Here is a 13,491-nt window from a genome sequence, read left to right as displayed (position 1 = left end):
GTCAGGCCATGGGGAGGAAGGCCATCGACGCGAAGGCGGCGAGAGCACCACCGACGAGCGGGCCGACGACGGGAACCCAGGCGTAGCTCCAGTCGCTGCCACCCTTGCCCTTGATGGGAAGGAAGGCGTGGGCGATGCGCGGGCCGAGGTCACGCGCGGGGTTGATCGCATAGCCGGTCGGGCCACCGAGGGAGGCGCCGATACCAACCACGAGCAGTGCGACGGGGAGAGCGCCGAGTTCGGACGGCGACTTGCCGTTGCCGATGCCGATGATGACGAAGACGAGCACGAAGGTCGCGATGACCTCGGTCACGAAGTTCCAGCCGTAGCTGCGGATCGCCGGGCCGGTCGAGAACACACCGAGCTTGGCAGCCGGTTCGGGCTCCTCATCGAAGTGGTTCTTGTACGCCAGGTAGACCAGAACGGCACCGATGATCGCTCCGACCATCTGCGCGAGCACATAGATCAAGAACTGCGGGAAATCGATGTTCTTGAGGATCAGCTGCGCGATGCTGACGGCCGGGTTGAGGTGGGCCCCCGACTTGTACGACACCAGGATTCCGGCGAAGACCGCGAGGCCCCAGCCGAAGTTGACCATGAGCGTTCCGCCGTTGAAGCCCTTGCTCTTGACGAGAGCGACGTTCGCGACGACGCCACCACCCAGGAGCAGGAGCATTGCGGTTCCCACCGTTTCGGAGAGAAAAATTGTTCCCAGATCCACTTCGACCGTCCTTATGTCGTCTAGGCAGAAACTCCCCTGCTGGGTGCTCTGCGGTGAGCGTGTGTCAACACAGTAGCGCTGTGCCGAGGCATTCGGATACAAACACCCTCGGACTTTGTTTCGTGTCTGGCTGTGTCCGTTAGAAGAAGGCTACGGTGGGGCAACACCCCCTGTCGTGGCGCACGTCACGGCGTGTCGCCCGCAGCCTGGAGGCCTTCAATGAAGAAGCTCATCAACGATCCGAAGAACGTCGTCGACGAATCCGTCGAGGGATTCGGGCTGGCACACGCCGACCTGGTGACGGTCTCGCCGGATCCTTTGTTCGTCGTCCGTGCGGGGGGCGCGACGCAGGGGCACGTCGGCATCGTCTCCGGTGGAGGCTCCGGCCATGAACCGCTTCACGCGGGCTTCGTCGGCCACGGAATGCTCACCGCCGCCGTGCCCGGTCCGGTATTCACCTCGCCCACGCCCGATCCCATCGTGGCCGCCACGATCGCCTCAGACGGCGGCGCGGGCGTGCTCCACATCGTGAAGAACTACACGGGCGACGTCTTGAACTTCGAGACCGCCGCCGATCTCGCCGACGCCGAGGGAATCCGCGTCGTCTCGGTGATCGTCGACGACGACGTCGCCGTCAAAGACAGCCTGTTCACCGCTGGGCGGCGCGGCGTCGCCGGCACCGTCGTCGTGGAGAAATGCGCCGGAGCCGCGGCGGAACGGGGCGACGACCTCGATGCCGTAGCTGCCGTGGCAACGAAGGTGAACTCGGTGACCCGCACGATGGGTGTGGCCCTGGCAGCGGGCATCGTGCCGCACGCGGGGGAGCCGAGCTTCACCCTGAGCGACGACGAGATCGAGATCGGCATCGGGATCCACGGCGAGCCTGGCCGCGAGCGGATCGCGTTGGAGCCCGCCGACGCGATCGTCGATCGGATGCTCGGGCCGATCCTCGACGACCTGCCCTTCGAATCGGGTGACCGAGTGCTGCTCTTCGTCAACGGCATGGGCGGTACTCCGCTGCTCGAGCACTACATCGTCTATCGCCACGCCGCCTCCGTGCTCGCCGAGAGAGGCATCGAGGTCACGCGTAGCCTCGTAGGCAACTACGTGACGAGCCTCGAGATGCAGGGCATCTCCATCACCGTCACGAAACTCGACGACGAGTTGACCGAGCTGTGGGACGCCCCTGTCGAGACCGCCGCCCTCCGGTGGGGTCGCTGAGCAGTCGGATCCTTCGGTCTGTCAGTCGAACGCAACACGAAAGGACGCCATTACATGAGCCTCGGTATCTCCTGGGTCACTGCCTGGATCGACGACACCGTCGAGGTCGTCTCTCACAACCGGACCCGCTTGAGCGAACTCGACCGCGAGATCGGCGATGGCGATCACGGCGAGAACCTCGATCGGGGTTTCTCCGCGGTCAAGATCAAGTTCGACACCCTCCCCGACGACGCGACCCCTGGGGCGGCGCTCAAGCTCGTGGCCACCACGCTGATCTCGACCGTCGGCGGCGCTTCGGGCCCCCTGCTCGGCACGGCGTTCCTCAAGGGAGCGCAGGCACTCGGAGACGCGCCCGAGATCGATGCCGACGGTGTCGTCGCCCTGCTCACCGCGGCCCGCGACGGCGTCGTGTTGCGCGGCAAAGCAGAGCCGGGTGACAAGACAATGATCGATGCGTGGACCCCTGCCGTCGACGCCGCGGGGGAGGCCGCCGCAGCAGGTGCATCACCCGCCGGCGTTCTGCGCGCCGCTGCGGCAGCCGCGTCAGCCGGAGCCGAATCCACCGAGCCGCTCGTTGCTCGCAAGGGTCGCGCGAGCTACCTCGGCGAACGCGCTATCGGTCACCGAGACCCCGGGGCGGAATCCTCCGCTCTCATCATCACGGCTGCTGCCGACGCGGCCGCCGCCACGGAAGGCTAATTCATGGCATCACCGGTTGGAATCCTGATCGTCTCGCACAGCGCGAAAATCGCCGAGGGGGCGCTCGAGCTCGCTAAGCAGATGGCTCCGAGCGTCACCGTGGTCGCCGCCGGCGGCACCGCCGAGGGCGCCTTGGGCACGAGCTTCGAGAAGATCTCGTCCGGAATCACCGCGGCCCAGCAGGGGAGCGGCGTCGTGATCCTGTGCGACCTCGGTTCGGCGATCCTCACGGCCGAAACGGCTCTCGACTTCCTGGACGACGCCGAGCGAGCCCTCGTGGTCATCGCCGACGCGCCGATCGTCGAGGGGGCTGTCGCGGCAGCCGTCGCATCGGAGACGGGCGGATCCCTGCACGACGTCACGGCCGCGGCCCGGACTGCCACGGGCATCGCCGATCCTCACGCCGACGAGCGGAGCCTCAGCCGCGCCGAAGTGCAGGGCGCAGTCGAGCGGTCTGCGACCCTCGTCAACCCTTCGGGGCTGCACGCGCGACCGGCCGCCGAATTCGTCAAGCACGCCGGCGCCTTCGAATCGACCATTCAGATCAACGGTGTCGACGCGAAGAGCCTGCTTCGCATCATGGGTCTCGGGCTGCCCAAGGGCTCGACAGTGTCGATCGTGGCAACCGGACCGGATGCCGCTGAGGCGGTGGACGCGCTGATCGAGCTCGTCGAGGGTGGTTTCGGCGAGCTCTGACGAGCGACCCTCGGGGATGCTCCGTCCGACCCGAGCGAGACAAGCTGACCTCTTCTCAGGTCGTATATTTTAAAGTAGAATTTAAAATATGCGACCCGTCTTGCGAACCCGTCTGCCTCTGACCACGATTGCCCTGATCTTCGGCATCGTGGTCGCAAGTCTCTCCTTGATCTCGTCGGACGTGCCCGACGCGTGGGAAGACGAGGCGGCAACTCTCTCGGCCGCGACCCGAAGCTGGCCCGAGCTCATCCACCTGTTGGGCAACATCGATGCCGTCCACGGCCTGTACTACGCCCTGATGAAGGTCTGGTTCGGGGTCGTCGGCACGTCGGTCTTCACGATGCGCCTCCCGAGCGCCGTGGCGGTGGGTGTGGGGTGTGCCCTCACGATGCTTCTGGCTTCCCGTCTGGGGAGCAAACAGGTCGCCGTCCTCACGGGCGTCGTCTACGCGTGTCTGCCCAGGGTTGCCTGGGCTGCAGTCGAGGGACGGCCCTACGCCATGGTGATGGTCGCCGCCGTGGGGCTGACCCTTCTCTTCGTTCGTGCCCTCGAGCAGGACCACAAGTCACCGAGCCGCGTCGCTTGGTTGTGGTACGGACTCGCAATCGTCATCGCGGTTCTGCTCAATATCTACCTGGCGATGATCGTGGTGATGCACAGCGTCATTCTCGCGGTGGCCTGCCGGAGTGGCCGTTCGAGACTTCTTCCCTGGCTGATTACGGCGGGCTCTGCTGCGGTCCTCCTCGTTCCCTTCGCGCTCCTGGTCGTGGGGGAGGCGGCGCAGGTGCACTGGATTCCCGAGCTCTCGGTGCACACGATCCGACACATCGTCCTTGACACCTGGTTCCGTGCCGTCTGGCCGATTCGAGGTCTCGCAGTAGTGACGCTGATCGCGGTGCCCGTCGGGTGGGTACTTCTCCTCATCGGAGTCGGGTCGGCCTTCAAATCGGGCGACAGGCCGACCTCCGGGTCTGAGACCGACGACTCGGGCACCGTTCGCGTTTACCCGGGAAGGGCGCTCGTTCTTCTCGCCTTCGGGCCGATGGTGCTTCTGCTCACCGCGACGGCCCTCGGAAAACCACTTTTCGCGCCCTACTACCTCACTTTGAGCGCTCCCTTCGTCGCCATCCTCATGGCCATCGGTGTTGCGGGTCTCGCCCGACGACGCCGTGTGGTGGCTGTGGCCCTGGTCGTCGCTGTGGCCATTCCCTCGCTCATCGCTATCCGCCTGCCCCACTCGCACCACGAGATCTACTGGTCCGATGCGGCGGAGCTCGTGCACGAACAACGCGAGTCCTCGACCGGGCCGGACGCAATCGTCTTCGCCACGGTGGCCCAGCTCCCCTCAGCGACAGCCAATCTCGTGGAGATCGCCTACCCGGATGCCTTCGAGGGAATGCGCGATCTGGCCGTGACCGGAAGCCGTCGTGCCGAAGGGCGCCTTTTCGATCGCAATGGAGATCTCGCGACCCTCATTCCGCGTCGCCTCGCGTCGATCGACAACGTCTGGATCGTCGGCGCTTCAGGGGTCGACCCGAGAGCCGACGAAGCCAGGCGGGTGCTCGAGGCGAACGGGTTCGCCGTGGCCAACAGCACCGATCTCGGGCCGGTGCGCGTGCTCGAGCTGCACCGCTCGCACTAGAGGGCGGTGACGTACAACCAGCGGCCGCTCTGCTTGGAGAAGGTGGACCGTTCGTGCAGGGTGTGCGCTCCCTCGTCGTCTCGATAGTGCGCCCGGAATTCGACGATTCCCGTGGTGTCGAGCATGCCGCCGCGTTCGGTGGCGATGATGTCGAGTCGGTACCAGCGCACGCCCTCATCGAGGTCGAGCGAATCGGGCCGAAGCGCAGGATCCCACGTGGCGAGCAAGTAGACCGCGTCGCCGACCGCAAAGGCCGAGTACCGAGACCGCATCAGGCGTTCTGCCGTCGGTGCTACTGCCAGGCCCCGGTGCAGTGGCCCGCAGCAGGCGCCGTACGTCTCGCCACTCAGGCACGGGCAGCGGGCGGCATCGGCGAGCGTCGTCGAGGGGGAGTCGGACGCGGGGGAGGAGGTCACGGTGGCGCGGATCCTTTGCTCGGTCGGGAGCGTAGCGTTGAGCTACACCCAGAAGGAGAATGCCATGCGTGCCTTAGTCCTCGTCGTCGCGGCCGTTGCGACCACCCTGTTTGTCGTCAACTCGCGAAACAACGGTGCCCTGGCGCCGAAATCGACCAAACGAAAGAAGGCGATCGGGCGTGCGGCAAAGCAGAAGCCCGGGCAGGTCGTCGTGCCGAAGACCCCGAAGGTCAAGCGCGGGGTCTGATCCCGCTAGGGTTTTGGGTATGTCCAAAGTCTTGAGCTCTCTTCCCGTCGGCGAACGCGTCGGCATCGCGTTCTCCGGTGGTCTCGACACATCGTGCGCCGTCGCCTGGATGCGAGAGAAGGGTGCCGTTCCCTGCACGTACACGGCCGACATCGGACAGTATGACGAGCCCGACATCGACTCCGTCGCGGTGCGGGCGAAAGAGTACGGTGCCGAGGTCGCACGGCTTGTCGACGCCAAGAGCGCATTGGTCGAAGAGGGCCTCGTCGCTCTTCAGTGCGGTGCGTTCCACATTCGCTCCGGCGGCAAGACGTACTTCAACACCACGCCGCTCGGCCGCGCCGTGACCGGCACGATGCTAGTGCGTGCGATGAAAGACGACGAGGTCGACATCTGGGGCGATGGCTCGACCTACAAAGGCAACGACATCGAACGGTTCTACCGTTACGGCCTCATGGCGAACCCGCGCCTGCGCATCTATAAGCCGTGGCTTGACGCCGACTTCGTGAACGAGCTCGGTGGCCGCACCGAGATGAGCGAATGGCTCGTGGCGCGAGGCTTCCCCTATCGCGACTCCACCGAGAAGGCCTACTCGACCGACGCCAACATCTGGGGTGCGACTCACGAGGCGAAGAGCCTCGAAGAGCTCAGCGCCGGCATCGACCTGGTCGAGCCGATCATGGGTGTCGCCGCCTGGCGCGACGACGTCGAGGTCTCCACCGAGGTCGTCTCGGTCCGCTTCGAGGCGGGGCGCCCGGTCGCCATCAACGGTGTCGAGTTCTCCGACCCCGTCGCACTCGTCTACGAGGCCAATGCCATCGGTGGTCGTCACGGCCTCGGGGCCTCCGACCAGATCGAAAACCGCATCATCGAGGCGAAGAGCCGCGGCATCTACGAGGCGCCCGGAATGGCCCTGCTCCACCTCGCCTACGAGCGCCTGCTCAACGCGATCCATAACGAAGACACGGTCGCCGCCTACCACAATGAGGGTCGCCGTCTTGGCCGACTCATGTACGAGGGGCGCTGGCTCGACCCGCAGTCGCTCATGCTCCGCGAGTCCCTGCAGCGGTGGGTCGCCTCCGCCGTCACCGGCGAGGTCACCGTCCGCCTTCGCCGCGGTGACGACTACACGATCCTCGACACGACGGGGCCGCAGCTCAGCTACCACCCCGAGAAGCTGTCGATGGAGCGCGTCGGTGACTCAGCGTTCGGCCCCGACGACCGCATCGGTCAGCTGACCATGCGGAACCTCGACATCGCCGACTCACGGTCTCGACTCGAGCAGTACGCGGCAGCGGGGCTCATCGGGGGAGCGACAGCCGAGTTGGTCGGAGAGCTCGAGGCGGGCGAGGCCGACCAGATTCTCGGTGGCGCCGGCGTGTCCGACTCCGCCACCGACGCACTCGGGCGGGCGACCGACGCCGCCTCCGAGTCGGCTGCGTTCGACTCCGGCACCGACTGACCCTGTCTCACGGCGTTACTCGAGACTCCACGAATGGCCCGTGTCTGCTGAAGACACGGGCCATTCGTGGAGTCTCACCGTGTCTGGTGGGGGAGCAGGATCCAGGGCGCCCTCGATCGACTCCGGCGTCGTCGTCAGTGCAGGGCTAGCTCGCGTCGCCAGGCGTCTGAGACCTCCGCGGTCGCCGTGGCAGCCCGCAGACGAAGCGCGTCGCGACATTCGGTCGCGGCCTGCTCGACGGCTCTCACCCAGGCCGACGTGTCGGCGGGGGAGCCGACGAGCAGGGGGGAGTCGGGGCCGTAGAGCTGAGCCAGGGCATCGCACCGGGGCCCGACGAACGGTGTGCCCAGTTCGAAGCATCGAATCGCGATGCCGCTCTGGTAGAAGCGTCGATAGGGAATGAGGACGGCTGCCGACGTCGCGAGCAGGTGATCGAGGCGGTCTTCGTCCACGAACTCGTCGCTGACCGCCCAGCCGTCGATGCGGGGCCAGCCGCGGCCGTGGATCTCCAGCGAATAGCGCGGCGCTAGTTCGACGGCGAGGTCAGCGAGGAGCTGGATGTCTCGATCCGGCTTAAACTGGCCGAGAACTCGAATGACGGGGCGCTCTGTCGGCACGTTGCTTTCGGTGGACTCGCAGGAGTGGGTGGTCGCCTGAAGGGGGTGAGCCACGATCGGGCTGTCGACGCCGAACGTGGTCTCGGTGATCGCCTCCTGTGCCGTCGTCGAGTGGACGATGACGGTGCGCCTGCGTGACAGGGCGCACCCGATACGCCGAGCGGGTGCCGAATAGCCCACGGCACGCACAAGGGGGACCGGGTCGTGCATGACGAGCCGAGTCGTGCGGCGGCGACCGAGGATGAGGCGGGCGAGAACGAGATCCCAATAGCCGAGCACGGGCCACGCGAGGATGACCGCCCCCGTGGGCTTGGCACGACTGACACGGAACAAAGCTGAGACATAGCGTCGAACCCAGGTAAATCGAGATTCGTCGGCCAGGGATGGCTCGACAAGATCGACCGCAGTCACGTCATGGCCCGAGTCGGTCAGATTCAATTTCAGCGTGCGGGCGTAGTGCCCGAGCGCCCCGGCCAGCGGGTTGATGATCGTCACGTGCGGAGTCGGGCTCATCGGGTCGGCCTCTCGTCGGCTGGTCAGAAGTGGGGTGCTTCTTATTCAGTACACCACATATCAACTTCGGAGAACAGGGTCAAATTGACGTACTTGACATAATGTGCATTATCGGCGAACGGAGCGACACAAGAAGAGGGGTCTCGGAGCGTGCCCGCGGCTACCGGGACCACAGCACCGCCGCACGCTAGCGTTACTCCTGTGTGGACCACCCTCGAACGTCGGCCGATGGTCTTCGACGCCATCATCGCCATCGTGGCGTTTGCCTTCTTCGGTGTGCTCGACGTCAGCCGCACCGGGTGGACGACTCTTCCCATCGACGCAGTGTTCGCCGTCGCTTTAGTCTTTCGTCGCCGTTCTCCAGGCGCGGCGCTCGGTATCGCCTGGGCCGGCGCCATCGCGCAACTGTTCGTCTTGCCGACGTTCATCAACGGCAACGTGCTCATCGCCGTGGTCATCTACGGCACCAGCGTCGCCGACAGCCGTCTCGTGAGTCGCTTAGGGCTCATCTCCAGCGTTGTCGGTGGAATCCTGGCAAGCGTCAAGCTCGTGTTGATCACAGGGCTGTTCCTGCCGGCGCATCAGCAGGATGGCGAGGCCGCCCTGTCGAAGGTCCTCTATTTCGTGGGTGTGGCGGGCGTCATCGCGGCGACCCTCTCGCTGTTCTGGCTGCTGGGAATGATCACTAGGATCCGCCGCGCCCTAATGAGCGAACGCGTCGACCGGCTCGAGAGCTCGCAAGAACTCCTCCGTGCCGAGCTGCGAGTGGCGCAAGAGACCGAACGCACGCGGATCTCGCGTGAGATGCACGACGTCATCGGTCACTCCCTCGCGGTCATCATCGCGCAGTCCGACGGTGCTCGATACGCCGTAGCGAAAAACCCTCAAGTGGCGATCGAAGCTTTAGGCGTGATCAATAGTTCGGCACGCTCAGCCCTCGATGACGTCAGTGAGCTGCTGAGCGTCCTCACCGGGTCGGACGCACACGAGGGCTCGCTCGGTGTCGCCGACCTCGAGGGGCTTGCGAAAAACACCCGGGCGGCCGGCCTCGTGGTCGACATCCACGAGACGGGAGACCGGGCCCAGTTAGCGATCAGCCCTGATCTCGCGCTGTACCGCGTCGTCCAGGAAGCCCTCACCAACGCTCTCAAGCACGGCGGGCCCGGCACGACTGTCAAGGTCGATCTCGACTGGTCGGACGACGCGGTCTCGGTCCGCACCGAGACAACCGAAGGCGCCGGTCCCGGTCTCCTCGGAGACGACCTGCAACCCAGCACCGGCGGTTACGGCATTCCCGGCATGATGGAGCGGGTCAGGCTCGTCGGCGGCACGGTCGACGCCCGCCCTCGAGACGACGGCACACCCGGCTTCCGAGTCGCCGCGCGAATCCCCCACTCCCCCGGAGGCACCGAGTGAACCCCATCCGAATCGGCCTGGCCGACGACCAACCGCTCTTCCGGGCGGGCATCCGCATGATCCTCGACTCGCAAGACGATTTGGACGTCGTTTGGGAGGCCTCCGACGGCGCCGAAGCCGTGCGACTCGCCGTCGAGCAACCCGTCGATCTGGTGCTGATGGATCTCGAGATGCCGGTGACCGACGGGGTCGAGGCGACCACCAGGATCCTCGACTCCTCCGAGACAGGAGACGTCGCGACCCGCACCAGGGTCGTCGTTCTCACCACGTTCGAGTTGAACGACAAGACGTTCCACGCCATTCAGGCCGGGGCGAGCGGCTTCCTGCTGAAGAACGCCGACCCGGAGTTCTTGCTCGCGTCGTTGCGGACGATCCACTCGGGATCAGCGGTCGTAGCGCCCTCGGTGATGAGTGGGCTCGTCGAGCGGTTCGCCCGAAAGACGCCCCGGGTCGAGACCGAGGCGCTCGAGCCGCTGACGACAAGGGAGCGTGACATCTTCGCGGCGCTGGCCTCCGGGCTCAGCAATAACGAGATCGCCGAGAAGCTGCATCTGAGTGACGCGACGGTGAAGTCGCACGTGAGTCGGATCCTTGCCAAGCTGGCGCTTCGCGACCGCGTGCAGCTCGTGATCTACGCGTACGAGAACGGGCTCGTCTGAGCCTGGTCGAACGCGACGATCAGACGGGCTCGGTGGCTTTCACGGGGATAGCGGGCTCGTCGGCGCGAGCCTCTTCGGCCTCGATGATGTCGTCGAGGGTCGGCTCGGGCGACATCTTCTTGTAGACGATGCGCGACTGGTAGAGGTAGCGCAGCGAGAAGCCGACGGCGATGAGCGCGGCCTGCACGAACACGCTGTGGAGCGATGTGTTCTCGACGATCACCCAGAGCACGAAGGTGCGGACGATCGACTCGGTGCCGTTGAAGGCGAAGGTGTGCCACCAGCGCTTCCACACCCCGCGGGCGCCGTTCTTCAAATCGTTGAAGATGAAGCGTTCCTGCAGCAGGAAGTTGCCGATGATGGTGACGAAGGCGGCGATGCAGGCGGCGGCGAGGTAGCCGACGCCGAACGTCTGCAAGCCGGCCAGGATCGCGAGGTTTGCCACGGCGCCGAGCGCCCCGATGGCCGCGAAGCCCGAGATGCGCCCGAATTTGAGGTCGAAGAGCTGCCGGCCGAGCGCGATGCCCTGCTTCATGTCGGCCTTCGACGTGCCGGCGAGGCGCGCCTCGAACACGAGAGGCACTTCGGCGACCTGCAGCGGCTGGCGGGCGAGGATCTCGAGGAGGATCTTGAAGCCGCGAGCGTGCAGCCCGTCGAGCTGGATGGCCCCGGTGCGGATGCCGAAGAAACCGCTCATCGGGTCGGTGGTGCCGTGCAGGCGGGTCGGGAACAGCGCCTTGGTGACCTTGATCGAGGCCTGCGACACAAGGCGTCGCACTCCCCCGGACAGCCCGTCGCTCGAGCCGCCGTCGACGTGACGGGAGGCTACGACGACATCGGCGCCCGAGGCGTCGCCCTTGGCGATGATCGAAGGGAGCGTCTCGGGGCGGTGCTGCAGGTCGCCGTCCATCACGATCGACCAGCGGCTGGTCGTCGACCGGAGGCCCTCGATGACTGCACCGGAGAGGCCGCCGACGGGAGTGTCGCGGTGGATGAGTCGCACAGGGAGATCGTGCTGGGCCGCGACCTCGCGGATCACGTCGGGCGTGTTGTCTCGGGAGTCGTCGACGAAGAGCACCTCGGCGTCGATACCGACGACCGCAGCCTCGACACGGCGCACGAGCTCAGCCACATTGGGCGCCTCGTTGAACGTGGGGACGATGACTGTGAGCTCCATAGCTTCAAGCGTACGGATCGGCCTTCGCGGGGGCACCGGCCGATCGGCCGCTTTTCGGCCTCATCACAAAGTATGAGGCTCAGGCCAAAAGCCGCTCGATCAGCTCTGGCAGGTCTTTGGGCTCGAACTTCTGGTCGGACGTGCGGAGCTCGTCGCGGCTCCACCAGCGCGACTCGACGATGTCGACGCGCTCCTCGTCTGTCCAGTCGTCGTCGACGATCTCGAAGTGCGGCAAGCGCACGACATAGAACTCGGCGTGACCGTGGGTGTGGTCGGCGGCGTCCCACTCCACTTCGAAGTCGGACGTGTAGACGACCTCGCCCGGATCGTCGATCACCTGCCCGGTTTCTTCGTGCAGCTCGCGGATGGCGGCGTCGCGGTGCGACTCCCCCGGGTCGACGCCGCCGCCCGGCGTGATCCAGCGCGAGACGCCGGAGGTGTCGGGCGATTTGGTGTCCATCAGGAGAATACGGTCGTCTTCGTCGACCACGATCAGTCGCGAGGTGAGCCGCAGGATCCTTCTGGTCCCGTTCTCGGCGTCGGGCTCGGTATCAGACATGGTCGCGCGGCCGCTCGGCTCAGACGGCCTGGAAGTCGGCGGTATCGCCGACCAGCCGCGTGTGATCGGCGGGGATGCCCTCGACGGCCGCCAGAGCGACCTCGGCGGCGAACTCGGCGACGTTGTAAAGCTTGCCGGCGGCCTCGCGTCGAGCCGAGATGGCACCGGGGTTGGTGCGCTCAAGGAGCGTCGCCGTGATGGTGCCCTCGATCATGTCGCCGGAGACGACCACGAAGTCGATGCCCTTCTCGGTGAGGCTGGGGATGAGATCGCGCAGAGCGTCTTCGCCGGCCCGCTTGGAGAGCGCTACGGGGAGGTACTCGGGCATCGTCTCGGTCGTCTTGATGAAGTGCGCCTGGTGGCTCGTGACGAACACCACGCGAGAACCGGCGGCCATGAGCGGCAGGGCCCGCGTCAGCACGTCGACCTGCGCATCGCGGTTCAGCAGGAGGGCGTAGTTCTCGGCCATGCCCGACTCCATGCCGCCGGAGGCGTTGAGCACCAGGATGTCGAGGCCGCCGAACTCCGTCTCGACCTGATCGATCATGGCCTGGACCGACTCGCCGTCTGTCAGGTCGGCGCCGATGGAGATTGCCTCGCCGCCTGTCTCTTCAATCTTCGAGACCAGCTGCAGGGCACGCTTCTCTTTGTTGCGGAAGTTGATGACGACCCGGGCGCCCGCGGCGGCGAGGTACTGGGCCGTGTCCGCTCCGACGCCGCGCGACGAACCGGTGACGAGGGCGCGCTTGCCCGAGAGGGAACCGGCCGCGAGGGGGGCGGAAGCGAGGTCGAGTGGCACGGGGAGACTCCTGTCGGTGCTGGCATTGAGGCAGTCCCCAGGCTACCAAGTGCCTCTGACGGGGAGGACCATCCGACTGCTAGCGTGGAAGCGCAAACAAAAATGCAGAACACCACCGAAGGAGATGGGTAGCTCAGATGGACAACCTGGTCGACTTCTTACAGCAGTATTCGTGGGTCGTCTGGCTGGCGCTCATCCTGATCTTCATCATCATCGAGGTGACGACGGTCGAGTTCACCTTCCTCATGCTCGCGATCGGCAGCGTCGGCGGTCTCCTCACCGGTTTCTTCGGCGGGCCCTTCTGGCTGCAGGTGATCGTCGCGGCGGTGGTGTCCGTCCTCCTCCTCTTCTCGGTCAAGCCACCCCTTCTCCGAGCCCTGAAACGCGGGGGCGACCCGACGCCGAGCAACGTCGAGGCTCTTCTGGGCCTCGGCGGCTCCGTGGTCGTTCCCATTCCCGGCGGTGAGGTGCACCCGGGTCTCGGTCAGGTCAAGCTGGCCAACGGCGAGACATGGACCGCCCGGCTTCTTGCACCCGCCGGGGTCAGTCTCCTCGACACGGGGTCAGCCGTCGTCGTCACGGCCATCGAGGGGTCGACAGCAGTGGTCGTCCCGTCCGATATCAAGTCTCTCTAGCCACCCCTACGC

15 protein-coding genes are annotated in these 13,491 nt (G+C 66.0%); 9 read left to right on the top strand and 6 right to left on the bottom strand.

Going from position 1 to position 13,491, the window contains the following annotated elements:
- Position 1: 1 nt before the first annotated feature.
- Positions 2 to 676, bottom strand: coding sequence for an MIP/aquaporin family protein (locus VH571_RS05885; RefSeq protein WP_423263718.1), 675 nt, complete (start codon positions 674 to 676; stop codon positions 2 to 4).
- 264 nt (positions 677 to 940) lie between these two features.
- On the opposite strand from VH571_RS05885, the gene dhaK reads away from it, so the two are divergent.
- From dhaK to VH571_RS05865, 4 genes are all read left to right on the top strand, one after another.
- A complete protein-coding gene (gene dhaK, locus VH571_RS05880) occupies positions 941 to 1,942 on the top strand; it encodes a dihydroxyacetone kinase subunit DhaK (RefSeq protein WP_055957583.1) in 1,002 nt (333 codons plus the stop codon).
- A gap of 54 nt (positions 1,943 to 1,996) precedes the next feature.
- On the top strand, positions 1,997 to 2,641 hold the full coding sequence (gene dhaL / locus VH571_RS05875) for a dihydroxyacetone kinase subunit DhaL (RefSeq protein WP_423263717.1): 645 nt from the start codon (positions 1,997 to 1,999) through the stop codon (positions 2,639 to 2,641).
- Between the two features lie 3 nt (positions 2,642 to 2,644).
- Positions 2,645 to 3,337 carry a dihydroxyacetone kinase phosphoryl donor subunit DhaM gene (dhaM, locus tag VH571_RS05870; RefSeq protein ID WP_423263716.1) on the top strand — a complete coding sequence of 231 codons (693 nt, stop codon included), beginning with the start codon at positions 2,645 to 2,647 and terminating at the stop codon, positions 3,335 to 3,337.
- An 88-nt stretch (positions 3,338 to 3,425) separates the two neighbouring features.
- Complete coding sequence (locus VH571_RS05865) at positions 3,426 to 4,979, top strand: glycosyltransferase family 39 protein (RefSeq protein ID WP_423263715.1); 1,554 nt, start codon at positions 3,426 to 3,428, stop codon at positions 4,977 to 4,979.
- On the opposite strand, the gene VH571_RS05860 is transcribed toward VH571_RS05865, so the two are convergent.
- On the bottom strand, positions 4,976 to 5,395 hold the full coding sequence (locus VH571_RS05860; protein WP_423263714.1) for a YchJ family protein: 420 nt from the start codon (positions 5,393 to 5,395) through the stop codon (positions 4,976 to 4,978). The two genes, VH571_RS05865 and VH571_RS05860, sit on opposite strands and share 4 nt — an antisense overlap.
- A gap of 64 nt (positions 5,396 to 5,459) precedes the next feature.
- On the opposite strand from VH571_RS05860, the gene VH571_RS05855 reads away from it, so the two are divergent.
- Both VH571_RS05855 and argG read left to right on the top strand, forming a co-directional pair.
- Positions 5,460 to 5,642: a hypothetical protein gene (locus tag VH571_RS05855; RefSeq protein WP_123943724.1), complete on the top strand. Its 183-nt coding sequence runs from the start codon at positions 5,460 to 5,462 to the stop codon at positions 5,640 to 5,642.
- Positions 5,643 to 5,661: 19 nt separating this feature from the next.
- Positions 5,662 to 7,104 (top strand): argininosuccinate synthase, encoded by a 1,443-nt coding sequence (gene argG, locus VH571_RS05850; protein ID WP_423263713.1) that lies wholly within the window; start codon positions 5,662 to 5,664, stop codon positions 7,102 to 7,104.
- A 134-nt stretch (positions 7,105 to 7,238) separates the two neighbouring features.
- On the opposite strand, the gene VH571_RS05845 is transcribed toward argG, so the two are convergent.
- On the bottom strand, positions 7,239 to 8,234 hold the full coding sequence (locus VH571_RS05845) for a hypothetical protein (RefSeq protein ID WP_423263711.1): 996 nt from the start codon (positions 8,232 to 8,234) through the stop codon (positions 7,239 to 7,241).
- Positions 8,235 to 8,435: 201 nt separating this feature from the next.
- Here VH571_RS05845 and VH571_RS05840 point away from each other — a divergent pair, with 201 nt between their 5' ends.
- Positions 8,436 to 9,650: a sensor histidine kinase gene (locus VH571_RS05840; protein WP_423263710.1), complete on the top strand. Its 1,215-nt coding sequence runs from the start codon at positions 8,436 to 8,438 to the stop codon at positions 9,648 to 9,650.
- Positions 9,647 to 10,309, top strand: a complete 663-nt coding sequence (locus VH571_RS05835) for a response regulator (protein WP_423263709.1) — start codon at positions 9,647 to 9,649, stop codon at positions 10,307 to 10,309. Before VH571_RS05840 ends, VH571_RS05835 begins: the two co-directional genes overlap by 4 nt.
- 19 nt (positions 10,310 to 10,328) lie before the next feature.
- Here VH571_RS05835 and VH571_RS05830 read toward each other — a convergent pair whose 3' ends face one another.
- From VH571_RS05830 to VH571_RS05820, 3 genes are all read right to left on the bottom strand, one after another.
- Positions 10,329 to 11,486 carry a glycosyltransferase gene (locus tag VH571_RS05830; protein WP_423263708.1) on the bottom strand — a complete coding sequence of 386 codons (1,158 nt, stop codon included), beginning with the start codon at positions 11,484 to 11,486 and terminating at the stop codon, positions 10,329 to 10,331.
- Between the two features lie 79 nt (positions 11,487 to 11,565).
- Positions 11,566 to 12,045, bottom strand: a complete 480-nt coding sequence (locus VH571_RS05825) for an NUDIX hydrolase (RefSeq protein ID WP_423263707.1) — start codon at positions 12,043 to 12,045, stop codon at positions 11,566 to 11,568.
- A 19-nt stretch (positions 12,046 to 12,064) separates the two neighbouring features.
- Positions 12,065 to 12,844, bottom strand: coding sequence for an SDR family oxidoreductase (locus VH571_RS05820; protein ID WP_423263705.1), 780 nt, complete (start codon positions 12,842 to 12,844; stop codon positions 12,065 to 12,067).
- A 137-nt stretch (positions 12,845 to 12,981) separates the two neighbouring features.
- Between VH571_RS05820 and VH571_RS05815 the strand changes: the two genes are divergently transcribed.
- On the top strand, positions 12,982 to 13,479 hold the full coding sequence (locus VH571_RS05815) for an NfeD family protein (RefSeq protein WP_423263704.1): 498 nt from the start codon (positions 12,982 to 12,984) through the stop codon (positions 13,477 to 13,479).
- The last annotated feature ends 12 nt before the right edge of the window (positions 13,480 to 13,491 follow it).

It is taken from the genome of Frondihabitans sp. 4ASC-45 (assembly GCF_049472575.1).
Taxonomy (GTDB): Bacteria; Actinomycetota; Actinomycetes; order Actinomycetales; family Microbacteriaceae; genus Frondihabitans.
The sequence above is the reverse complement of the archived record's forward strand: the minus strand, read 5'-3'. Positions and strand labels throughout refer to the sequence as shown.

Coding starts and splice junctions, on each gene's coding strand:
- VH571_RS05885 (WP_423263718.1), bottom strand. CDS start 676: ATGCTCCTGCTCCTGGGTGGTGGCGTCGTCGCGAACGTCGCTCTCGTC.
- dhaK (WP_055957583.1), top strand. CDS start 941: ATGAAGAAGCTCATCAACGATCCGAAGAACGTCGTCGACGAATCCGTC.
- dhaL (WP_423263717.1), top strand. CDS start 1,997: ATGAGCCTCGGTATCTCCTGGGTCACTGCCTGGATCGACGACACCGTC.
- dhaM (WP_423263716.1), top strand. CDS start 2,645: ATGGCATCACCGGTTGGAATCCTGATCGTCTCGCACAGCGCGAAAATC.
- VH571_RS05865 (WP_423263715.1), top strand. CDS start 3,426: ATGCGACCCGTCTTGCGAACCCGTCTGCCTCTGACCACGATTGCCCTG.
- VH571_RS05855 (WP_123943724.1), top strand. CDS start 5,460: ATGCGTGCCTTAGTCCTCGTCGTCGCGGCCGTTGCGACCACCCTGTTT.
- argG (WP_423263713.1), top strand. CDS start 5,662: ATGTCCAAAGTCTTGAGCTCTCTTCCCGTCGGCGAACGCGTCGGCATC.
- VH571_RS05845 (WP_423263711.1), bottom strand. CDS start 8,234: ATGAGCCCGACTCCGCACGTGACGATCATCAACCCGCTGGCCGGGGCG.
- VH571_RS05830 (WP_423263708.1), bottom strand. CDS start 11,486: ATGGAGCTCACAGTCATCGTCCCCACGTTCAACGAGGCGCCCAATGTG.
- VH571_RS05825 (WP_423263707.1), bottom strand. CDS start 12,045: ATGTCTGATACCGAGCCCGACGCCGAGAACGGGACCAGAAGGATCCTG.
- VH571_RS05815 (WP_423263704.1), top strand. CDS start 12,982: ATGGACAACCTGGTCGACTTCTTACAGCAGTATTCGTGGGTCGTCTGG.